This is a genomic window from Longimicrobiales bacterium (assembly GCA_035764935.1).
Classification (GTDB): domain Bacteria; phylum Gemmatimonadota; class Gemmatimonadetes; order Longimicrobiales; family RSA9; genus DASTYK01.
The window spans coordinates 1-21656 of record DASTYK010000077.1 but is presented as its reverse complement, the minus strand read 5'-3'; the positions used below and the strand labels follow the sequence as shown (position 1 = coordinate 21656).

At 69.2% G+C, this 21656-nt stretch carries 22 protein-coding genes and 1 riboswitch; of the genes, 21 read left to right on the top strand and 1 reads right to left on the bottom strand.

Annotated elements, in window-relative coordinates:
* Window positions 1-153: 153 nt before the first annotated feature.
* The gene (locus tag VFU06_06285; protein ID HEU5209003.1) at window positions 154-1278 is read right to left on the bottom strand and encodes a hypothetical protein; all 1125 of its coding nucleotides are present in this window, start codon (window positions 1276-1278) and stop codon (window positions 154-156) included.
* A 153-nt stretch (window positions 1279-1431) separates the two neighbouring features.
* Window positions 1432-1572, top strand: a riboswitch (cyclic di-AMP (ydaO/yuaA leader).
* Window positions 1573-1697: 125 nt separating this feature from the next.
* Between VFU06_06285 and VFU06_06280 the strand changes: the two genes are divergently transcribed.
* The 21 genes from VFU06_06280 to purM all read left to right on the top strand — a co-directional run bounded on the left by VFU06_06280 (window position 1698) and on the right by purM (window position 21554).
* Window positions 1698-1946, top strand: a complete 249-nt coding sequence (locus VFU06_06280; protein ID HEU5209002.1) for a hypothetical protein — start codon at window positions 1698-1700, stop codon at window positions 1944-1946.
* Entirely contained in the window at window positions 1943-2770 is an 828-nt protein-coding gene (locus VFU06_06275) for a universal stress protein (GenBank protein HEU5209001.1), read from the top strand. Before VFU06_06280 ends, VFU06_06275 begins: the two co-directional genes overlap by 4 nt.
* Before the next feature lie 121 nt (window positions 2771-2891).
* Complete coding sequence (locus tag VFU06_06270) at window positions 2892-3233, top strand: hypothetical protein (protein HEU5209000.1); 342 nt, start codon at window positions 2892-2894, stop codon at window positions 3231-3233.
* Window positions 3234-4157: a ribonuclease Z gene (gene rnz, locus VFU06_06265; protein HEU5208999.1), complete on the top strand. Its 924-nt coding sequence runs from the start codon at window positions 3234-3236 to the stop codon at window positions 4155-4157.
* Complete coding sequence (gene aroA, locus VFU06_06260; protein HEU5208998.1) at window positions 4154-5416, top strand: 3-phosphoshikimate 1-carboxyvinyltransferase; 1263 nt, start codon at window positions 4154-4156, stop codon at window positions 5414-5416. The genes rnz and aroA overlap by 4 nt, the downstream gene beginning before the upstream one ends.
* The gene (cmk, locus tag VFU06_06255; GenBank protein ID HEU5208997.1) at window positions 5413-6114 is read left to right on the top strand and encodes a (d)CMP kinase; all 702 of its coding nucleotides are present in this window, start codon (window positions 5413-5415) and stop codon (window positions 6112-6114) included. The genes aroA and cmk overlap by 4 nt, the downstream gene beginning before the upstream one ends.
* A 293-nt stretch (window positions 6115-6407) precedes the next feature.
* Window positions 6408-8186, top strand: coding sequence for a 30S ribosomal protein S1 (gene rpsA / locus VFU06_06250; protein HEU5208996.1), 1779 nt, complete (start codon window positions 6408-6410; stop codon window positions 8184-8186).
* 150 nt (window positions 8187-8336) lie between these two features.
* Window positions 8337-9518 (top strand): penicillin-binding protein activator, encoded by a 1182-nt coding sequence (locus VFU06_06245; GenBank protein ID HEU5208995.1) that lies wholly within the window; start codon window positions 8337-8339, stop codon window positions 9516-9518.
* A complete protein-coding gene (locus VFU06_06240) occupies window positions 9515-11065 on the top strand; it encodes an acyl-CoA carboxylase subunit beta (protein HEU5208994.1) in 1551 nt (516 codons plus the stop codon). Before VFU06_06245 ends, VFU06_06240 begins: the two co-directional genes overlap by 4 nt.
* A 143-nt stretch (window positions 11066-11208) precedes the next feature.
* Window positions 11209-12711 carry an acetyl-CoA carboxylase biotin carboxylase subunit gene (locus VFU06_06235; protein HEU5208993.1) on the top strand — a complete coding sequence of 501 codons (1503 nt, stop codon included), beginning with the start codon at window positions 11209-11211 and terminating at the stop codon, window positions 12709-12711.
* 7 nt (window positions 12712-12718) lie between these two features.
* Window positions 12719-13087 (top strand): Hpt domain-containing protein, encoded by a 369-nt coding sequence (locus VFU06_06230; GenBank protein HEU5208992.1) that lies wholly within the window; start codon window positions 12719-12721, stop codon window positions 13085-13087.
* Window positions 13084-13449: a response regulator gene (locus VFU06_06225; protein HEU5208991.1), complete on the top strand. Its 366-nt coding sequence runs from the start codon at window positions 13084-13086 to the stop codon at window positions 13447-13449. Before VFU06_06230 ends, VFU06_06225 begins: the two co-directional genes overlap by 4 nt.
* A gap of 7 nt (window positions 13450-13456) precedes the next feature.
* Complete coding sequence (locus VFU06_06220) at window positions 13457-13873, top strand: Hpt domain-containing protein (protein ID HEU5208990.1); 417 nt, start codon at window positions 13457-13459, stop codon at window positions 13871-13873.
* Entirely contained in the window at window positions 13870-14229 is a 360-nt protein-coding gene (locus tag VFU06_06215; protein ID HEU5208989.1) for a response regulator, read from the top strand. The genes VFU06_06220 and VFU06_06215 overlap by 4 nt, the downstream gene beginning before the upstream one ends.
* Window positions 14226-15497 (top strand): class I SAM-dependent RNA methyltransferase, encoded by a 1272-nt coding sequence (locus VFU06_06210; GenBank protein HEU5208988.1) that lies wholly within the window; start codon window positions 14226-14228, stop codon window positions 15495-15497. The genes VFU06_06215 and VFU06_06210 overlap by 4 nt, the downstream gene beginning before the upstream one ends.
* Window positions 15482-15991, top strand: a complete 510-nt coding sequence (locus VFU06_06205) for a biotin/lipoyl-containing protein (GenBank protein ID HEU5208987.1) — start codon at window positions 15482-15484, stop codon at window positions 15989-15991. Before VFU06_06210 ends, VFU06_06205 begins: the two co-directional genes overlap by 16 nt.
* Window positions 15988-17577: a methylmalonyl-CoA mutase family protein gene (locus VFU06_06200; protein ID HEU5208986.1), complete on the top strand. Its 1590-nt coding sequence runs from the start codon at window positions 15988-15990 to the stop codon at window positions 17575-17577. Before VFU06_06205 ends, VFU06_06200 begins: the two co-directional genes overlap by 4 nt.
* A gap of 36 nt (window positions 17578-17613) precedes the next feature.
* Window positions 17614-17907: an FmdB family zinc ribbon protein gene (locus tag VFU06_06195; GenBank protein HEU5208985.1), complete on the top strand. Its 294-nt coding sequence runs from the start codon at window positions 17614-17616 to the stop codon at window positions 17905-17907.
* Window positions 17907-19592 (top strand): arginine--tRNA ligase, encoded by a 1686-nt coding sequence (argS, locus tag VFU06_06190; protein ID HEU5208984.1) that lies wholly within the window; start codon window positions 17907-17909, stop codon window positions 19590-19592. The genes VFU06_06195 and argS overlap by 1 nt, the downstream gene beginning before the upstream one ends.
* Window positions 19589-20518, top strand: a complete 930-nt coding sequence (locus VFU06_06185) for a PfkB family carbohydrate kinase (GenBank protein ID HEU5208983.1) — start codon at window positions 19589-19591, stop codon at window positions 20516-20518. The genes argS and VFU06_06185 overlap by 4 nt, the downstream gene beginning before the upstream one ends.
* Entirely contained in the window at window positions 20511-21554 is a 1044-nt protein-coding gene (gene purM / locus VFU06_06180; protein ID HEU5208982.1) for a phosphoribosylformylglycinamidine cyclo-ligase, read from the top strand. The genes VFU06_06185 and purM overlap by 8 nt, the downstream gene beginning before the upstream one ends.
* Window positions 21555-21656: the final 102 nt, after the last annotated feature.

Below are 21656 nucleotides of genomic sequence, written 5' to 3'. Positions count from 1 at the left end.
CATTATGTGTGTCCTACAACGGAACGTCGCTACCCCGCTCCGACAAACTTGAAATCCTCGGGCCGCGAGGCCGTGTGGGTTCGACCCCCACCCCGGGCATACGGCCGCACACGAGCGGCATCCCTTGCACAGAACCCATCCGAGCTGCTCGCGTTATTGGGCGAGCAGCGCCTGCAGTCCCGTCCGGTCGAGCAGATCGAACAAGCGTGTTCGCAGCTCCGTGTGTCGCGGATCTTCAGCAACGTGCAGCGGTGCACGCACGACCAGCAGCTGAATGGCACCCCTGGACGCGGCCGCGTCGAAGTAGCGCGGGTTGGCGCGCACAAGGCGGTTCATGTCCGTGCAGGCACCCAGCTCCAGTGGCTGTTCGAGATCGAGGCAGGCGGGCGCTGCGCGGCCTGACGCATCCAGGCCCTGGAGGATGGCCTGCAGCCGGTCGAGCTCCTGCTGCGTCGTGTGAAGGGCGGATGACCGGAGCGAGTCGCCGAGCGGTCGGGTACCGGCCATGGCGCGCAGCGTCTCCTCTGTCGAGGCGAGGAACTGATCGAAGTTCTGGCGCATCCGCTGCAGTTCCTCCGCACTGACAAGGTCCTGCATCTCGCGGAGGTTCGCCTCGAACTCGCGCTGCATCCTGGGCTTCTCCTCCTGCCGCCAGCGCTCGACGTCCGGAAGCAGAGCGTCGACGGACATGGACCGGGCGCTGTCGCGCGCTGCCTCGACTTCGCGGATCCTGTTGCGGAGGAACTGTTCGGTCGTGACCGGCAGCAGCGGGTCAGCGCCGCGCCGGGTCAGAAGGAGGTAGCGGTTGCGACCATCGGTGTACTCCACGACCGGGGGCTGACCCGACACCCGCTGCGGCAGCAGGAAGACGCCGGTGCTGACGTCCGCGTCGCTGCTGCCGGCGAACAGGGCGCGCGGATCATTGATGGTCAGGGTGATGCCACCATTGCTGATGTTGTGGCACACACCGTCCTCGAAGCTGATCGGGATCTGTACGCTGACCGCCATGGTCGCCCGCTCACCGACGATGTGCTCCGGGATGAACGTATGCAGTCGTGTGCAGACGCCTGCCGGCGGCGTGCGGACGGCGGGGTTGCTCAGCAGAATGGCTTCGAGGCGCGTGACGGCCTCGGTGAGCGTGCGTGTTTCCGCGACCGTGAGTCCCTGCACCTGCTCGCGCAGCGTGCGTCTCTCCTCGAAGCGCCCGTTCTGGGCATGCAGCACGCCCGGCAGGAGCGAAAGGGCCGCGACGGCTGCGATGCGGCGAGTACCTGTCATGTAATGGTCCGTGTAGATGGTGGGCCCAGCGTGCGGCAGAGTAGCGCAGCCGGAATCGGGCAACAAGCTGCCAGCATCCCGCAGTAGCGTCCGACCCTTTTCCTCCCGTGCGGACCCTGCTATAATGCCCGCAGGCGGGAAAACCGCCACCTGCATACCACTGAGCCGAGCACGCGGCAGGAAGCCGCGCGGCGGGGGACCCGGGACGTATCGGGGTGAATCCGGCGATCGCCGGACGGAGACTTCCTTCTCCGAACCCGTCAGCTAACCCCGCAGGCGAGAAAGGGAGCGTGGCGAGAGCCGCGGCCGCGATGATGCGGTTGCCGGTTGTCCACCATTGGCGCTACGCGCCGTTTCTCACCTGACCTCCACAACGCGCCGCACTGTTCGCCCGGCTCTCCAGGCCAGGGAGGTGTGGAATGCTGCGACTGCTGCTGATCAGCGGCGACGCACTGCGCTCGGAAACGACTCTCAAGCGCCGGATCCTGAAGTTCACGGGCAGTCGACGCGCGACCCGCGCGATCCTGACGCGTATCGAGCATGCGCGGCGGGTCGGGCGCGTGGTCTCGCTGGCGATCAGCCCCACCCGCGCGGACGCGCAGGAGGCGGACGACTGGGACGTGAGCGCGAGCTACGCGGGCAGTCTCACTGCACGGAGGGCGTCATGATCACCACCGCAACGAATGCGCTGCAGGGGCGGGCCGCGCGCCGCACGGGCCGTTATCGCGTGCTGGTGCCGGTGGGTCGGCCGGATGCAGGGCCCGGGCTGCTGTCACTGGCGGAGACGCTGGTGCCGATGGGCATGGAGGGCGACGTCCGGCCGATGCACGTCGCCACGGGAGAGCATTTCGCGACCGCAGGCGAGTCGGCGGCCGACGCGCTCGGGCAGCTGTACGCCGGGCGAGCGCCGTCGCAGCCGCGGGTGGAGCCGATCGTGCGCGAGGACGCCGACATCGCTCGTGCGATCGTTGCTGCCGCCGATGACGTCGATGCCGAGCTGATCGTGATGGGGTGGCAGCGTCCTACGCTGAGCCGCACACTCATCGGTGGCACGGTCGCGCGCGTGATGCAGAAGAGCGACGCGCAGATCGTTGTTCACTACGATCGTCATCCGCGCCCGTGGAAGCGTTTGCTGGTACCGTATCTGTACGGCGACCATGACCGCGCGGCGGTCGGCGTCGCGCAGCGGCTCGCACAGACGGAGGCGGAGAGCGTCACGATCCTGCACGTCGTCGAGCCGGACGAGGAGCCGGCCCACACGGGGCGCTTCCGCGAGAGCGTGGACGGCACGTGGTGCGAGGTGCGCGTCGTCGCTGCGGCGGATCCGCTGCGTGCCGCAGTGGACGAGGCGAGAGACGGCGGGTATGACGCGATCGTGGTCGGGACATCGCGCGCATGGGGGCTGGCGCCTGCGTTCCTCGGCATCCGCCACGAACAGCTCGCGAAGGAAACCGACGCATCCATGCTGATCGTGCGGGCGGCGCGCACCTGACCCGGCGCGTCCGGACACCGTTCGAGGGCGGGCTCGCACCAGCGGGCGCCGCCCTTCGCCGTTCATTGCGGGTGTTGCACTGCTTGCTCATGTCCCGCGGGCGCCTCTAGCTTAGGCGGCGATGCGCACGGGCCTGCTCCTTCTCGGTGTCGTCGGCTGGGCGGCCGTCGTATGGCGGCTGTTCTGGGCGGTGCTGCGCCTGCTGCGTCACGGAGCGGACGGCATGTTCGCGGGCGACGTCGCCGACCGACGCGCCGACCGGGGCGACATCACGGGAATGCAGGAGGCGACCCTCGCGCGTTCGGAGCTCTCGAAGGTGCGACGTCGCTCGGCTGCGGTCGTGCTGTTCTGGCTCGTGCTGCTGATCGCTCCCACACTCACTGCCAACGCCGATCAGTTGTACGCACTCTACTCTCCACTCTGGCTGCTGCGCACCACACGTTCGCCGCGGCGTTCCTGGTAAATGCTTCGCGTCACGTTCCTGGGGACCGCGGCGAGCCGGCCGACGGTCGGGCGCAATGTGAGCGCGCTGCTCGTCAACCGCGAAGGCGAGCTGATGCTCTTCGACTGCGGTGAAGGCACGCAGCGGCAGATGATGCGCTACGGTACCGGCTTCGCGCTCGACGACATCTTCGTCACGCACATGCACGCCGATCACTTTCTCGGCATCATCGGCCTGCTGCGGACCATGGGACTGCAGGGCCGGGAGACGGAAATGCGTCTCTGGGGGCCAGCCGGGGCTGTGCCCATCCTCGAGGCGGCCGTCAACCTCGGTGTCGACCGGGTGCCGTTCCCGGTGAAGATCGCGGAGCTGTCGCCCGGCAGTGTGCTGTCACGCGAGGGGTACGACGTCCGGGTATTCCGCACGAGCCACGGCACGCCGTCGATCGGCTACGCGCTGGTCGAGCACGAGCGCCTCGGCCGCTTCCATCCGGAGCGTGCCCGTGAGCTCGGCGTCCCGCACGGCCCGCTCTTCGGGCAGCTGCATCGCGGCGAGGCGATCGAGGTGGATGGCCGTGTGATCCGACCCGCGGACGTCGTGGGACCACCGCGGCCGGGACGCCGCGTCGTCTATACGGGCGACACCCGGCCGACGCGCGACATTGCAGCGGCGGCGCAGGGCGCCGACCTGCTGATCCACGACGCGACGTTCTGCAACGAGGAGGCCGCCCGCGCGCGGGCGACGCGGCATTCGACGGCGCGCGAAGCGGCGCAGCTGGCGGAGCGCGCGGGAGTGCGTCGTCTCGTGCTCACGCACATCTCGGCGCGCTACGCGGAGGACCCGCGGCAGCTCGAGCGCGAGGCGCGCGCGGTGTTCGCGTCGTCCATCGTCGCCTACGACGGGCTGGAGCTGGAGATCCCGTTTGCGGACGCGGACCAGTCATGACTCCACCCGCCGTCCGGGTTCCCGGCGACAAGTCGATCTCGCACCGCGCGCTGATGTTCGCTGCGCTCGCCCAGGGCGACAGCACGCTGCGCGGACTGCTCACGTCCGCAGACATCCAGTCGACCGCAGCGGCGCTGCGCGCACTGGGATGCGACATCCCCGATCTGCGCGCGGATTCGCCCGTGCACGTGCGTGGCGTCGGGCTGCACGGCCTGCGCACTCCGCAGGTGGTGATCGACTGCGGCAACAGCGGCACGACCGCGCGCTTGCTGCTCGGCATCCTTGCGGGCGCGGGTGTCGTTGCAGAGCTGACGGGGGACGCATCGCTGCGCTCGCGACCCATGGCGCGCGTCACGGAGCCGCTCGGGCGGATGGGGGCGCGCTTCGAGTTCGTGGGCGGGGCAGGGCTGCTTCCACTGCGCGTGCAGGGCGGCCAGCTGCGTGCGATCGAGTTCGAATCGCCGCATGCCAGCGCCCAGGTGAAGAGCGCACTGCTGCTTGCCGGGCTGGTGGGCGGCGTGGCCGTGAAGGTGCGCGAGCCGCGCCTGTCGCGCGACCACACCGAACGCATGCTCGCAGCGCAGGGCGCGACCGTTCGCTCGTTCGAGGAGGACGGGGCGGCCGGCGTCTCGTTGGAGCCGGTGCCTGCACTGCGGCCGCTCGACCTGGACGTGCCCGGCGACTTCTCGTCCGCCGCCTTTCTGCTGGCGCTCGGACTGCTGCGTTTACCGGGCATACGCGTGGCCGGCGTCGGTCTGAACCCGACGCGCACGGGCATGCTCGACGTCCTGGAGCGAATGGGTGCCCCGGTCGAGGTGAGCAATGCGCGCTCCGAGGGAGGCGAGCCCGTGGGTGATCTCGGCGCAGCGCCCGGCCCGCTGACTGCGACTACGATCGAGGGTGCCGAGGTGCCCGCACTGATCGACGAGATCCCGATGATCGCTGCGCTGGCTGCTCGCGCGCACGGAACGACGCGCATCCGCGGGGCCGCGGAGCTGCGCGTCAAGGAGACGGACCGCATCCACGCGCTCGTGCAGAATCTGCGGGCGCTCGGAGTCGAGGTGGAGGAGCATGCGGATGGCCTGGACGTCACAGGCTCCGCGCAGCCCATGAGCGGCACCGTGCGCACGTTCGGGGATCACCGCATCGCGATGGCGTTCGGTGTGCTGGGAACGCTGCAGGGCAATCACATCATCGTGGATGATCCGGAATGCGTGCAGGTCAGCTTCCCGGGGTTCTGGGATGTGATCGCCGCATGATCATCGCGATCGACGGGCCCGCCGGCAGCGGAAAGAGCTCGACGGCGCGCGCCGTCGCCCGGCGCCTCGGCTTCCGTCACCTCGATTCCGGGGCGTTCTACCGTGCACTCACCCTGGCCGCGCAGCGAGCCGGGATCCCGGTGGGCGAATGGCCATCGCTCGCAGGAGACGACCTCGACCGCCTCGGCGTGCGGGGTGTGCCGGGCGACGGCGGGTTCCGCATGCTGATCGGCGCGGAGGATGTCGGCGACGCGATCCGGGAGCCGGCCGTGAACGCCCATGTCTCGGCGATGGCGAAAGTCCCTGCCGTGCGCTCGTGGCTGCTCGGACGCCTGCGGGGCGCCGCCGAAGGGGTGGACCTCGTCTCCGAGGGGCGTGACATCGGGACGGTCGTCTTCCCGGACGCGGAGCTGAAGATCTTCCTGGTCGCGGACCCACGGGAGCGGGCCCGGCGGCGCCTGGTACAGCAGGGGGTCGCGGAGCCCGCTCCGGCCGAGCTTGCGGCGGAGACCGAACGGCTGCTGGAGCGCGACCGGGTCGACAGCTCCCGGGCCGTGGCACCGCTGAGGAAGGCGGATGACGCGGTGGAGCTGGATACGACGGGGCTGAGCTTCGAGGAGCAGGTGGATCGGATCGTATTTCTCGCGCTGGAACGGCGGGAACAGCTGGAGAGGCGGGAACAGCCGGGGCAGAGTTAGCGGGCCCGCGCCCGCGCCCGGGCAGGTGCAGTGATGCTGCTGCCACGGGCTGGCGAATGAGTACTGAATGCGGGCGTCGGCTCGTCCAGCGGGGTACCTCGCGCTCGCCCTCGCCCTGAGCCGTTCCGGCTTGTCCCACCGCGGTATTCCTGTTACAATTTTCAGTCTGTGGCTGGACCGCGCCCGCGGTCTGGTCATGCGCTGCGTCGGCAAGGGGCCGGGGCGGCGGTTCACTTCAACCGTTGTGCGGCCGCGCCGGCCGTGCAGCGCATTGCAGGAGGCGCACTCCCCATATGGCAACCGTGGAAGAGCAGCAGAACGAGCAGGGTGGCGCGGCGGTGACGTCGCGGCAGCCGAAGCGCGAGCGCATCATCGAGCCGCTTTCGAAGTTTCTCGAGGAGGACGAGTACTCCGTAGAGGAGTACGAGCAGCTCCTCTCGATGTACGAGGACACCCTCACGAACATCGAGGAAGGCGAGATCGTGAAGGCGAAGGTCCTGCGCGTCACCGAGAACGCGGTGATCCTGGACGTCGGCTTCAAGAGCGAAGGCTCGATTTCCCGTGACGAGTTCAAGAACCCGGACCAGCTCCAGCCGGGCGAGGAGGTCGAGGTCTTCCTGGAGAACCTCGAGGACTCCGAGGGCGTCGTCGTACTCTCCAAGAAGAAGGCGGACTTCCTCCGTGTCTGGGAGAAGATCAAGACCGCGTACGAGGAGAACGACAAGGTACCGGGCACGCTGACACGCAAGATCAAGGGTGGCGTGACGGTGGACCTGATGGGCGTGGATGCGTTCCTGCCGGGCTCGCAGATCGCGCTGCGTCGTGTGCCGAACATCGAGGACCTGATCGGCCAGACGTTCGACTTCAAGATCATCAAGCTGAACAAGCGCCGCCGCAACATCGTGGTGAGCCGCCGCGTGATCCTCGAGGAGGAGCGCGAGGGCAAGCGCGAGCAGCTGGTGAAGGAGCTGCTGGTCGGGCAGGTGCGCCATGGCGTCGTGAAGAACGTGACCGACTTCGGTGCGTTCATCGACCTGGGCGGCCTGGACGGGTTGCTGCACATCACGGACATGAGCTGGGGCCGTGTCGGTCATCCGTCGGAGATCGTCAACATCGGCACCGAGCTGGACGTGAAGGTGCTGGACATCGACTGGAACCGCGAGCGCATCTCGCTCGGGCTGAAGCAGCTGCTGCCGTATCCGTGGAAGGACATCGAGCGCAAGTACCCGGTCGGTGCGCGCGTTCGTGGCAAGGTCGTGTCGATCACGAACTACGGCGCGTTCATCGAGCTGGAGAAGGGCGTCGAGGGTCTCGTCCACATCAGCGAGATGAGCTGGACGCGGAACGTGAAGCACCCGTCCAAGCTGGTCTCGATCGGCGACGAGATCGAGGCAGTCGTGCTGAAGGTCGACCGCGACGACGAGAAGATCTCGCTCGGCATGAAGCAGATCGAGGAGGACCCGTGGCTCGCGCTGCCGGAGAAGTACCCGATCGGCACGCGGGTGGAGGGCAAGGTCCGCAACCTCACGAGCTTCGGCGCGTTCGTCGAGATCGAGCCGGGCATCGACGGCCTGATCCACATCAGCGACATGAGCTGGACCAAGCGTGTCCAGCATCCGTCGGAGGTGCTGCGCAAGGGCGACGACGTGAGCGTCGTCGTGCTGGGCGTGGACCCGGAGAACAAGCGGATCTCGCTGGGCCTGAAGCAGACCACGGAGGATCCGTGGGACGAGATCGCCGCGCGCTTCACGTCGGGCGTCGAGTCGTCGGCCAGGGTCGTGCGCCTGGTCGAGGACGGCGTGGTCGTCGATCTGGGTGACGACATCGAGGGCTTCGTTCCGGCGAGCGCGGTCCCGGTCCCGGCCGGCAAGGACCTCTCGGCCGTGCTGGGCGAGGGTCAGACGATCGAGCTGCGGGTGCAGGAGACCGACGCGGTCAACCGTCGGATCGTGCTCAGCGTGACGCAGATGCCGGAGCCGCCCGTCAGGCGCGAGGAGCCGGTCGAGGCCGCCGCCGAGGAGTCGGCGGAAGCGTCGTCCGAGGCTGGCGCGGAGTCGGAGGACGAGAGCTGAGGCTCTTCCGGTCGGAAGGAAAGAGGGGCGGGTCCCGTTGGGGCCCGCCCTTTTTCTGTGGTGACGGCTCGGACGCTCCGTACGCCCTTTTATCGACTGCCGGCCATGCCTATGTTCCCGCGTTTCCGCAGCATGGAAAAAAGGGGGAGCATGAGGCAGCAGAAAACACGCGGCATGTTGCTGGCCGCACTGGCCGTGGGGTCGTTGGGGGCCGCGTGTACCCCGGTGGGCATGCCGGGCGAGCCGACGCCCCGCGACCAGCCGCGCGACGAGCGGTCGGAGCCCTCGCGTGAGGCGCCGCTGACGCTGGGGTTGCTGCTGCCGCAGAGCGGGTCGCAGTACCTGCAGCAGTACGGTGCGCTCATCCTCGAGGGCGTTCAGCTGGCGGTCGACGCGCACGAGGCGCAGGGCGGCAGGCCCATCGAGATCCGCATCGAGGACACGGCAGGATCAGCGGCCGGCGCGGAGCGCGCCGTGCGCTCGCTCGAGGCCGCGGGCGCGGTTGCGGCAGTCGGTCCGTTGCTCCCCGAAGAGGTGAGCGGCGCGGTCAACGGCCGGAGCGATCTGCGCTTCACGATCATCTCGCCCAGCAGTCCGGACGCTCCCTCCGGTGACAACGCGTATTCGCTGAACGCCGGCGACGTTCGCGGAGCCGCAATGCTCGGGGAGTGGGCGGCGCGCAACGCGTCCGGCCCGATCGGCATCCTGCATCCGATCGGCGGTGACGGCGAGCGCCAGGCACTCGCGTTTGCCGACGCAGTCCAGCGCGCGGGTGGCAGCGTCGCGCTGCGGATGTCCTATGGCGAGACGACGACGACCTTCCAGCAGCAGATGGAGCGGCTGGCCGCGGCCGGCGTGCAGACGCTCTTCGTGCCGGCCGCCGAGCGCGAGATCCCGCAGCTTGCGCCGCAGCTCTCGTATTACGGGCTTGGTGAGGTGCAGGTGCTCGGCGGCGAGGCATGGACTGGCGAGACGCTGCTGCGCACGCTGCCGACACGTGTCACCGACGGCGTGATCGCCGCAACACCGTTGCTGCGCACCGATCCGGCAGTCGCCTGGGAGGACCTGGTCGGCGCATACGAGGCGCGGTACCGGCGCTCGCTCAATCACCCGTTCCCCGGGCTCGGCTACGACGCCGCGCTGCTCGTTCTCGCTGCGGTCGAGGAGGGCGCCGACAACGCGCGCGAGGTTGCTGCGGAGATCGCCGACCTGCGCGGTGTGCGGGGCGCGACGGGGATCATCAGCGTGCGCGGCGGCGCGATCGAGCGTGCGCCGTTCCTCGTTCGCATCGAGGGGGGCCGACTCGTGAAGCTGGAGGGGCCGGCGCAATGACGATGCGCGAGCGGCTGGACCAGCTCGAGTCGCTGCGCCGACAGGCGGAGCAGGGAGGTGGGGAAGCGCGGATCAGGGCGCAGCACGAGCGTGGCAAGCTGTCCGCGCGCGAGCGGCTGGATCTGCTGCTGGATGAGGGCAGCTTCGTCGAGCTGGACCGCTTCGTCACCCACCGCTCGACCGCCTTCGGACTCGACAGACAGAAATTCCTCGGCGATGGGGTAGTGACCGGCTGGGGCACGATCCACGGCCGCCTCGTCTACGTGTTCAGCCAGGATTTCACGGTGTTCGGCGGCTCGCTCTCCGAGGCGCACGCCGAGAAGATCGTGAAGATCATGGACCTCGCCCTGAAGAACGGGGCGCCCGTCGTCGGACTGAACGACTCCGGCGGCGCGCGCATCCAGGAGGGGGTCGTATCGCTCGGCGGCTACGCCGACATCTTCCTGCGCAACACGCTCGCATCCGGTGTCGTGCCGCAGATCAGCGCGATCCTGGGCCCGTGCGCCGGCGGTGCGGTCTACTCTCCCGCGATCACCGACTTCGTCTACATGGTGCGCGGCACGAGCTACATGTTCGTGACCGGGCCGAACGTGGTGAAGACGGTCACGCACGAGGAGATCGACATGGAGGGGCTGGGCGGCGCGGACGTGCACGCCGGCGTTTCCGGTGTCGCGCACTTCGCGCACGACAGCGAGCTCGAATCACTGGAAGCGATCCGCACGCTGTTCCGCTACATCCCGCAGAACAACCGCGAGGAAGGCCCGGAGCGCCCGACGGACGATCCGTTCGATCGGGCAGACGAGGCGCTGCTCTCCGTCGTGCCGGACGAGCCGACGAAGCCCTACGACATCCTCGACGTGATCCGCCCCGTCGTCGACGACGGCGAGTTCTACGAGGTGCACGCGCAGTTCGCGCAGAACATCGTGGTCGGCTTCGCGCACCTGGGCGGCAGGCCGGTCGGCATCGTCGCGAATCAGCCCGCGGTGCTCGCGGGGGTGCTCGACATCAACAGCTCGGTCAAGGGCGCGCGCTTCGTGCGCTTCTGCGACGCGTTCAACATCCCGCTCGTCGTGTTCGAGGATGTGCCCGGCTTCCTGCCCGGTGTGGCGCAGGAGCACGGCGGCATCATCCGCCACGGCGCCAAGCTGCTGTTCGCGTTCTCGGAGGCGACGGTGCCGCGCGTCACGGTCATCACGCGCAAGGCGTACGGCGGCGCGTACGACGTGATGAACTCCAAGCACATCCGCGGCGACGTCAACCTGGCCTGGCCGACGGCGGAGATCGCCGTGATGGGCCCGAAGGGCGCGGTCGAGATCCTGTTCCGCAGGGAGATCGCGGACGCGGACGATCCCGAGGCCGCGGCGAAGCAGCGGGAAGAGGAGTACCGCGACCAGTTCGCCAACCCCTACGCTGCCGCTGCGCGTGGCTACATCGACGACGTGATCGACCCGCGCGAAACGCGGCCTCGTCTGATCAACGCGCTCGACATGCTGCGGAACAAGCGCGATTCGAATCCGGCGAAGAAGCATGGGTGCATACCGTTGTAGGGGGAGGCGCGCCCGGGCCCGGGGCCAGCGCCGGGGCCGGGGTCTTCACGGCGGGACGCTCTTCGCGGGCGGCGCACTCCGGGCCCAGGGCCCCGCGCCCTGGCCCGCCGTCCGATCACTCGCGCGCTGCCATCGAGCTGCCCATGACTGACCAGCGCATCCGCAAGGTCCTCGTCGCGAACCGCGGCGAGATCGCGGTCCGCATCATTCGCGCGTGCCGCGAGCTCGGCATCCGCAGTGTCGCGGTCTTCTCGGAGGCGGACCGGCTGGCGCCGCACGTGTTCGAAGCGGACGAGGCGTACCTGATCGGCCGTGCGGCGGCGAGCGAAAGCTACCTGCGAGTGGACGTGCTGCTCGACGTCGCGCAGCGCAGTGGCTGTGATGCGGTGCATCCCGGGTATGGCTTTCTCGCGGAGCGTGCACACTTCGCGCAGGCGGTCGAGGATGCCGGGCTGGTCTTTGTCGGCCCGCCCGCGGCCGCCATACAGGCGATGGGGGACAAGACGGAAGCGCGACGTCGCATGATCGACGCGGGCGTGCCGGTGGTGCCGGGCACGGCGGAGCCGCTCGCGGACGTGGCTGCCGCGGTCGCCGCTGCCGGCTCGTTCGGCTACCCCGTCCTGCTCAAGGCTGCGGCCGGGGGCGGCGGCAAGGGGATGCGCGTGGTTCGCGGCGAAGCGGAGATGCAGGGCGCCTTCGAGGGCGCGCAGCGCGAGGCGCGGCAGGCGTTCGGCGACGACAGCGTCTACATCGAGAAGTACCTGGAGCGGCCGCGCCACATCGAGATCCAGGTGCTGGCCGATGCGCACGGCAAGGTGCTGCACCTGGGGGAGCGTGAGTGCTCCGTGCAGCGGCGTCACCAGAAGATGATCGAGGAGGCGCCTTCGCCGGTCGTGGACGGGGAGCTGCGTGCACGGATGGGGGCTGCGGCCGTCGCTGCCGCTGCCGCCGTCGGCTATCGGAATGCGGGCACGATCGAGTTCCTCTACGACGGCGGCGAGTTCTACTTCCTCGAGATGAACACGCGCATCCAGGTCGAGCATCCGGTCACGGAGCTGGCGTTCGGTGTCGACCTGGTGCAGTGGCAGCTCCGGATCGCAGCGGGCGAGCGGCTCACGCTGGACCAGGGTGCACTCGTGCCGACGGGACACGCCATCGAGTGTCGCATCACGAGCGAAGACCCGACGCAGGGGTTCCTCCCCTCGACGGGCCGCATCGCTGCGGTCGATCTGCCCACCGGTCCCGGGGTTCGCTGGGACGGCGGCATCTCCGAAGGGTTCGAGGTTTCGCTGTTCTATGACCCGCTGCTGGGCAAGCTGATCGTGCACGGCGACGATCGCGCCGCGGCGATCGCGCGCATGCAGCGGGCCCTCGCGGAGCTGCGCATCGTGGGCGTGGAGACGAGCATCGGCTTTCACGAGCGCGTGCTGCGCGAACCGGACTTTCGCGCGGGCGACATCGACATCCGCTATGTCGATCAACACCCGGCCGTGCTGCAGCCTGAAACGGACGAGGGGGAGCTGCGCGCTGCGGCGGTCGCGGCCGCGCTGCTGGAGGCGGAGCGTCGGCGTCGACGGGCGATCGGGCGGATCGCGGCAAACGCGCAGCGCAGTCCCTGGGCGACACCCGATTTCGGACATCGCTGAGGCGGGCGTGGACAACGAGATCGCAGCAATCACGGGCGAAGCACCGGTGCTGGATGCCGCGGCGCTGGAGCGCGTCCAGCGCATCGGCGGTGTGCAACTCCTTCATCGCATGTTCCGCGCATTCCTGGAGCACGTGCCGGCACGCGTGGAGGCGCTGCTGCAGGAGGACGACGCCCACGAGGCGGCGCGCACGGCGCACGCGATCAAGTCGAGCGCGGGCAACATCGGACTGGAGCGGTTGCGCCTGCTGGCGCAGGAGGCCGAGGCGCGCGCGGAGCTCGGCGACGACACGTGGAGCGAGCTGTGCGCCTGGATCGCGCACGAGATGGATGCGGCGCGTACGGCGCTGGAGGCTCAGCTGGAGCGCAGCGAATGAGAACCATCGCCGTGGTCGAGGACAACCCGGACAACCGTCTGCTCGTGCGCGCGATTCTCGAGGACCGCTACGAGATTGTCGAGTACGGTGCCGGCGCCGAGGCGCTGCACGGCATGCGGGCCGCACCGCCGGACCTCGTCCTGCTCGACATCTCGCTGCCGGAGATGGACGGCACGGACGTGCTCGCGCTCATGAAGAGCGATGCGCGCCTCGAGGCACTGCCGGTCGTTGCTCTCACCGCACATGCCATGGCCGGAGACCGCGAGAAGTTCCTTGCCGCCGGCTTCGACGAGTACGTCTCGAAGCCGATCATCGATGAATCGGTGCTGATCGACGTGGTCGCACGACTCCTCCAGGACTGAACGCAGCATGGATGACCTGAAGCAGTTCTTTCGCAGTGCACTGAGCACACGCATCGAGGCGCTGGAGACCGCCGCCACGACGATGGAGGCCGATCCCGTCGGGGCACTCGGCACGATCCGCCGGCTCGCACATTCACTGCGCGGCTCCGGCGCGACGTACGGCTACCCGCAGATCACGGACGCAGCCACCGCCGTCGAAGAAGCGGAGCCGGAGGACGTGCCGCCTCTGGTCCCCGAGCTGGTGAAGACGCTGAAGGCAGTGGTCGCCGAGCTGCGGGAACCCAGGGAGTCGAAGGCGTCGAAGGACGCGACGGAGCCGAACGGTCCGAACGAGCTGAACGGTCCGGACGAGTCGCACGATCCGGTGGTGTCGAGGGGCGACGCCGTTGCGGACGACATCCGCGACGAGTCCACACCTGCATGACGATCCTCCTCGTCGACGACGATCCGCTCATCCGCCTGGCGGCCGGCCACGCGCTGGGCGCCGCGGGTCACACGCTGCTGGAAGCGGAGGATGTCGGGTCGGCGGTCGGGCTCGCCCGTACGTCGCGTATCGACCTGATGCTGCTCGACGTCGTGCTCGACGGGGAGGATGGCCGGGATGTGGTGGCGGCAGTGCGCGCGCTGCCCGGGTGTGCGGATACGCGCTTCGTGTTCCTGACCGGACGGGCCGACGCGGAGCGAGAAGCGCTGCTTTCGCTGGGCGCCGCGGGTGTGATCGCAAAGCCGTTCGACCTTTCGACGCTCGCTTCGCAGGTGGAGCGGCTGGCGCTGCAATGAGCGAGCGTCTCACGATCGAATCGATTGCAGCCGGCGGTGCCGGAGTCGCGCGCCTGGCCGACGGCCGCGTCGCGTTCGTGGCCCGCACCGCGCCCGGCGACGTCGTCGAGGCTCGCCTGACCGAGCAGAAGCGGCGCTACGTCCGGGCGGAGCCGTTGCGCGTGATCGAGGCGTCGCCGCAGCGGCGCGCTGCGCCCTGCCCGTACTACCAGCGGTGTGGTGGCTGCACGATCGAGCACCTGTCGTATGGAGCGCAGCTCGAGGCGAAGCGCTCGATCGTACAGGAGGCGCTGCGGCGCATCGGCGGCGTCGACGTGGAGGTGCCGCCCGTGGTCGCCTCGCCGAACGAGTTCCGTTACCGCAATCGCGTCAGCTTTGCGCTGCGGCGGCTCGGGTCCGACCGTGTGGTAGCGGGTTTCCACGACCGGCTGCGCGCTGATCGTGTACTGGACATGGACGGTACATGCCTGTTGCCCGAGGCGGCGGTTGCCGAGGGCTGGAACGCACTGCGGGCCGCTTGGGGTCGCAACGCGTCACGTCTTCCGTCCGGCGACCGGCTCCGGCTCACGCTGCGCGGGACCCGGCGCGGTGAGCTGACGCTGCTGGTCGAGGGAGGCTATGGTGCGGGGCGCGCCGAGGAGCTGATCGATGCGGTGCCCGGTCTGCGTTCGGTGTGGCAGCGGCGCGCGCCCGGTGAGGCGCCCGTGCTGCTGGCGGGTGCCGACCACGTGGAGGAGGACTGGGGCGATGAGCACGTCCGGCTGGGCGGGGCCGTGTTCCTGCAGGTGAACCGCGGCACGGCGGAGGCACTGGAGGCGCACGTGCTGGAGCGTGTCGCCCCCGGCAGCGGCATGCGGCTCGTCGATGCGTACTGCGGCGTCGCACTGCACGCACGGCGCAGTGCACGCGCGGGCGCGGACGTCGTCGGCATCGAGCTGGACGCGCACGCCGTGGAGGACGCGCGCCGGGCACTTCCGGGTGCGCGGATCATCGAGGCGCGGGTGGAGGATGCGTTGCCCGAAGCGCTGCCGGCAGACGTCGTCATCGTGAATCCGCCGCGCGCGGGACTGGCCGCGGAGGCTGCAGCGGCACTGGTCGCCCGGCCGCCGCAACGCCTGGTGTACGTGAGCTGTGATCCGGCGACGCTCGCCCGGGACGCGCAGCGGCTGACGCCGGCACTGCGGCTGGGCGGCGTGCGCTGCTTCGACATGTTCCCGCAGACCACGCACGTGGAGACTGTGGCGGAGTTCGAATGCGTTATTTCGTGACGATCGGCGAGCGGACCTTCGAGGTGACGCTCGACGATGAAGGCATCGAGGTGAACGGCGAGCGCGTGCAGGCGGATCTGCGCGCGGTGCCCGGCACCCCGATGCACCACCTCCTGCTCGATGGTGCGTCGCATCTGCTGCACGCCCAGAACGGCACCGCGGGGCAATGGGTGCTGTATGCGAATGGTGCGCGCTACGACACGGAGGTCGTCGACGAGCGCACGCGGGCGATCCGGGCGCTTACGTCCGCGTCTGCCGGCCCGAAGGGGCCGAAGCCCGTTCGGGCGCCGATGCCCGGCCTCGTGGTGCGGCTGCTCGTCGAGCCGGGGCAGCACGTGCAGGCAGGGCAGGGCGTTGCGATCGTGGAAGCAATGAAGATGGAGAACGAGCTGAAGGCGGACGCGGCGGGCGTCGTCGCACGCATCGCCGTCACTGCCGGCCAGGCGGTCGAGAAGGGTACGATCATGATCGAGTTCGAGGCGGAGGCGGCGTGAGCGCGCGACGTCACGTGCGTTCCGGCGGTGAACCGATACAGCCGGTGTACGGCCCTGACGACGTCGAACTGGACCCGCAGTTCGACCTCTCGCGTCCGGGTGCGTTCCCGTACACGCGCGGCGTGTACGACACGATGTACCGCGGTCGGCTCTGGACCATGCGGCAGTACGCCGGGTTCGGCACGGCGGCCGAGACGAACCGCCGCTACCACTACCTGCTCGACCACGGTCAGACCGGGCTTTCCGTCGCGTTCGACCTGCCGACGCAGATGGGCTACGACAGCGACCATGCGATGGCGCAGGGCGAGGTCGGGCGCGTGGGCGTCGCGATCGCGAGCCTGGACGACATGCGCACCCTGTTCGAGGGGATCCCGCTCGAACAGGTGTCCGTGTCGATGACGATCAACGCGACGGCCGCGATCCTGCTCGCGTTCTACGTCGCACTGGCGGACGAGCGCGGCGTGCCGCGCTCCGCACTGTCGGGTACGGTCCAGAACGACATCCTGAAGGAGTACATCGCCCGCGGCACCTACATCTACCCGGTCGAACCGAGCCTGCGGCTGGTGACCGACATCTTCGACTTCTGCGCCCGCGAGGTGCCGCGCTGGAACACTATCTCGATCAGCGGCTACCACATCCGTGAGGCGGGCTCCACCGCTGCACAGGAGATCGCGTTCACGTTCGCGAATGCGCTCGAGTACGTGGAACGTGCACTGAAGCGGGGGCTTCCGCTCGAGCGATTCGCGCCACGGCTTTCGTTCTTCTTTGCAGCGCACAACAACCTGTTCGAGGAGATCGCCAAGTTCCGGGCGGCGCGGCGCCTGTGGGCGCGTCTCATGCGCGAGCGCTACGACGCGAGTGACGAGTCGGCACGCCTGCGGTTCCACACGCAGACGGGCGGGGTCACGCTCACGGCCCAGCAGCCGCTCAACAACGTGGTGCGCGTCACCGTGCAGGCCCTGGCAGCAGTGCTCGGCGGCACGCAGTCGCTGCACACCAACGCCTACGACGAGGCGCTCGCGCTGCCGACCGAGGAATCCGCCCGCCTCGCGCTCCGGACCCAGCAGGTGCTCGCGGCGGAATCCGGCGTGGCGGACACGGCGGATCCGCTGGGTGGCAGCTACTACGTCGAAGCACTGACCAGCGAGCTGGAAGGGGCGGCCAGAGCGTACCTGGACCGGGTGGCCGAATTGGGTGGCGCCGCGCAGGCGATCGCGTTCTTCCAGGAGGAAATCCATCGCGCGGCCTACGAGCACCAGCTCGACGTGGAGCGCGGCGACCGGCAGGTCGTGGGGGTCAATACGCTGCGGGTGGACGAACCGCCACCGCAGATCCCGCGGCCCGACTACTCGCGCCTGGAAGCTGCGCAGCGCGAGCGGCTGGCCGCGCTCCGCGCCCGCAGGGACGCCGCGCGGGTCACGGAGGCGCTCGACGCACTGCGGCAAGCCGCTGCGGGCTCCGAAAACCTGCTCCCGCTGATGGTCGAGGCCGTCCGCGCCGATGCCACACTGGGCGAGATCAGCGACGCACTCCGCGAGCAGTGGGGGGTATGGCGCGGAGTGGCGTCCGGCAGCATTGCCGGCTAACTTCTGCCGGCTTTTGTCCAGAATCACGTAGATACCATGCCGACATACGAATACCGCTGCGCCAACGGTCACGCTTTCGAGCTGTTTCAGCGCATGAGCGAGGACCCGGTCGACACCTGCCCCCAGTGCGGCGCGCCAGCCGAACGGCTGCTTTCTGCCGGCGCGGGCCTGCTGTTCAAGGGCTCGGGCTTCTATATCACGGACTACCGCAGCGACTCCTACAAGAAGGCCGCGGAGAAGGAGAGCGGTTCTTCGAAGAGTGACGGCGGCAGCTCCAGGGGTGACAGCGGCTCGAAGAGCGGGTCGGCCGGCGCCGCCGGGTCGGCCTGATGCCGACGGACGCGTTGCGCGCGCAGCTCGCCCGTGTCGCGGGTGAGCTGGCCGGCACCGATGATGTCCCGGTACAGCTCGACCGGCCGCGCAACCCCGAGCATGGCGACATCGCCTCCAACCTCGCGATGCTGCTCGCGAAGCGCGTCGGCCAGCCGCCGCGCGCGCTTGCCGAGCAGATCATCGCGCGTCTCGACCTGGCCGCGGCGGGCGTCCGGAGCGCGGACGTCGCGGGACCGGGCTTCATCAACTTCCGACTCGCCCAGGCGAGCCTGAGCGCAAAGCTGGCGGAGATCGTCGAGGCGGACGAGGCGTACGGCCGCAGCACCGTGGGCGGAAACCGGCGTGTGCAGGTCGAGTTCGTCTCCGCCAACCCGACGGGCCCGCTGCACGTTGCGCACGGGCGCGGTGCCGCGCTCGGCGACGGCATCGCATCGCTGCTGGACTGGACCGGGTGGAACGTCACGCGCGAGTTCTACGTGAACGACGCGGGCGTGCAGATCGACCGGCTGGCCGAGTCGATCGAGGCGCGCTGGCTCTCGCTGAACGGCACGGAGACGCCGATCCCGGAGAACGGCTACCACGGCGAGTACGTGATCGAGCTGGCGCAGCATCTCGAGCGGGAGCGTGGCGACGAGCTGCGCGCGCTGGAGCGCACCGCGCGACTCCAGGTGATGCGCGACTTCGGCGTGCGCGTGATGGGCGAGGAGCACGACCGTGACCTGCGCCAGTTCGGTGTCGTGTTCGACACGTACTACCGTGAGTCGTCCCTGTACGAAGAGGACCGGCTGACGGAGACGCTGGACGATCTCGCGAAGCACGGGCTCACGTACGAGCAGGACGGCGCAGTCTGGCTGCGCACGACCGCGTTCGGCGACGACAAGGACCGCGTGCTGGTGAAGAGCGACGGCAGCTACACCTACTTCCTGCCGGACCTTGCCTATCACCGGGAGAAGGCCAAGCGCTTCGACTACGTCATCAACGTCTGGGGCGCGGATCACCACGGCTATGTGCCCCGCATGAAGGCCGCGCTCGCGGCGCTCGGGCATCCCGACCTGCTGGACGTCGAGATCGTGCAGATGGTGCGCCTGGTGCGCGGCGGTGCAGAGGTGAAGCTGAGCAAGCGCGCGGGCAACATCGTGACGCTGCGCGACCTGTTCACCGAGACCGGTGTCGACGTGGCCCGCTACTTCTTCCTGATGCGCCGCGGCGACGCGCAGATGCTGTTCGACCTCGACCTCGCACTCGACCAGTCGGAGAAGAACCCCGTCTTCAAGGTGCAGTACGCGCACGCGCGCATGATGAGCATTTTCCGCAAGGCGGGCGTGACCCCTGCGTCGCTGGATGTGGGCGCGGCCAGTCTCGACCGGCTGGCGGATCCGTCGGAGCAGGAGCTGGTCAAGCAGCTCGCGGAGTTCCCCGGGGTGGTGCAGCGTGCAGCGGACGCCCGTGCGCCGCACGTGCTGTGCGACTACCTGGAGACGACGGCGTCGCTGGTGAACTCGTGGTATCACGCAGGCAACCCCAGCCGCAATCCGGAGCTCGCGGTACTGGTCGACGACGCCGTGTTGCGGACGGCGCGGCTCGTGCTCGCGCGCGGCGTGCGCACCGTCCTGCGCAACGGATTGCACATTCTTGGTCTCAACGCCCCCGACCGCATGGACCGGGAGGAGAACGCAGCATGAGCGTCCTGGTTGTCGGCAGCATCGCGCTCGACACGATCGAAACGCCGTTCGGCATGGCGAACGAGACGGTCGGCGGATCGGGCACGTTCTTCAGCGCGGCGGCGTCGCTGTTCGGCGACGTTCAGCTCGTGGGCGTCGTCGGCGACGACTACCCGCTTGAGCAGCTGCGTTTCCTGGAGGAGCGGGGCGTGGACCTGAGCGGTGTCGAGCGGAAGCCCGGGGAGAGCTTCCGCTGGTCGGGCGTCTACAGCTACGACCTGAACAGCCGGGAAACGCGCGAGACGCGGCTCGGCGTGTTCGCAGACTTTCAGCCGAAGCTGCCCGAGCGCTTCCGCGATGCGCAGTACGTGTTCCTGGGAAACATCGACCCGGAGCTGCAGCTCGACGTGCTGACGCAGGTGCGCGCGCCGCGCCTCGTCGCATGCGACACCATGAACTTCTGGATCTCGGGCAAGCGTGATGCGCTGCTGGAGCTGCTGGGTCGCGTGAACCTGCTGATGGTGAACGACAGCGAGGCGCGCGAGCTGTCGGGTGATCACAACCTGCTGCGCGCCGCGCGCTGGATCCAGCGCCACGGACCCGAGATGGTGATCGTCAAGAAGGGTGAGCACGGCGCTATGCTGTTCACCTCCGACCTGATCTTCAACGCACCGGGCTTCCCGCTCGAGGACGTGTATGACCCGACCGGCGCAGGCGACGCGTTCGCGGGCGGCTTCGTCGGCTATCTCGCACGCTGCGGCGCCGTGGACGGCGAGCACCTGCGCCGCGCCATGATCTACGGCTCTGCGCTGGGCTCCTTCTCCGTTGAGCGCATGGGCGTCGAGCGGCTGATCCACCTGCAGGGGCAGGAGGTTCACGACCGCGTTCGCGCCTTCCACGGCATGACGACGTTCGAGCACGCCGTCGCGACCCTGACCAATGTCTGAGTCCCGCGGCCTGAGCTACCGCGACGCGGGCGTGGACCGCGACGTCGCGCAGGACGCCAAGACGCGCATCCTCGATCTGGTCCGCCGCACCGCGACGGCCGGGGTGGTAGCGAATCCAGGTGGGTTCGGCGGGCTGTTCCGCGTTCCCGCCGGCATGCGCTCGCCGCTGCTCGTTTCCAGTGCCGATGGTGTCGGCACCAAGCTCAAGGTCGCGATGATGGCGGGCCGGCACGACACGGTCGGCGCCGATCTCGTGAATCACTGCGTCAATGACATCCTGGTCGAGGGCGCACGCCCGCTGTTCTTCCTCGACTACATCGGCATGGGCCGGCTCGAGGCAGGCACGGTGGAGCAGGTCGTCTCCGGGCTCGCGAGTGCGTGCCGCGAGAACGACTGCGCACTGCTCGGTGGCGAAACGGCCGAGATGCCCGATTTCTACGCGCCCGGTGAGTACGACCTCGCCGGCTTCATCGTGGGCGTCGTCGAGGAAGCTGGGCGTCCAGGCAAGGCGCGGGTGCAGCAGGGCGACGCACTGATCGGCCTCGCGTCGAGCGGGTTTCACACGAACGGCTATTCGCTGCTGCGCCGGCTGCTGTTCGACCGGCTCGGGCTGTCCGTCGGTGACGCGTTCCCCGGAACCGACGAAACGACTGGCGACGTCCTGCTCCGGCCGCACCGCGCGTACGCGCGTTCGCTGCGGCCGCTGCTCGACGACGGCGTGATTCATGCCCTCGCGCACATCACGGGGGGCGGCATTCCCGGCAACCTCGACCGCGTGGTGCCCGAGGGGCTGCAGGCGCGTGTCGAGCGCGCGAGCTGGACGCCACCCGCAGAGTTCCGCGCCGTGCAGGAACAGGGGGGCATCTCGGACGACGAGATGTTCCAGACGCTGAACATGGGAGTCGGCATGATCGCGGTCGTCGCCGCGGCCGATGCGGACAGCGTGATCGAGCGGCTGCGCGCATCCGGCGAGGAGGCCTGGCGGCTGGGATCGATCGCGCGCGGCGCGACTCCCGTCGATCTGGTGGAGGGCTGATGGGTGGCTGGACAGCAGGACGCACTGCAGGACACGACGGAGCGACGAGTGCAGCGCGAGCGGTTGCCTTCGGCGCCGCACGCGCGGCAGTGTGCGCCGCCG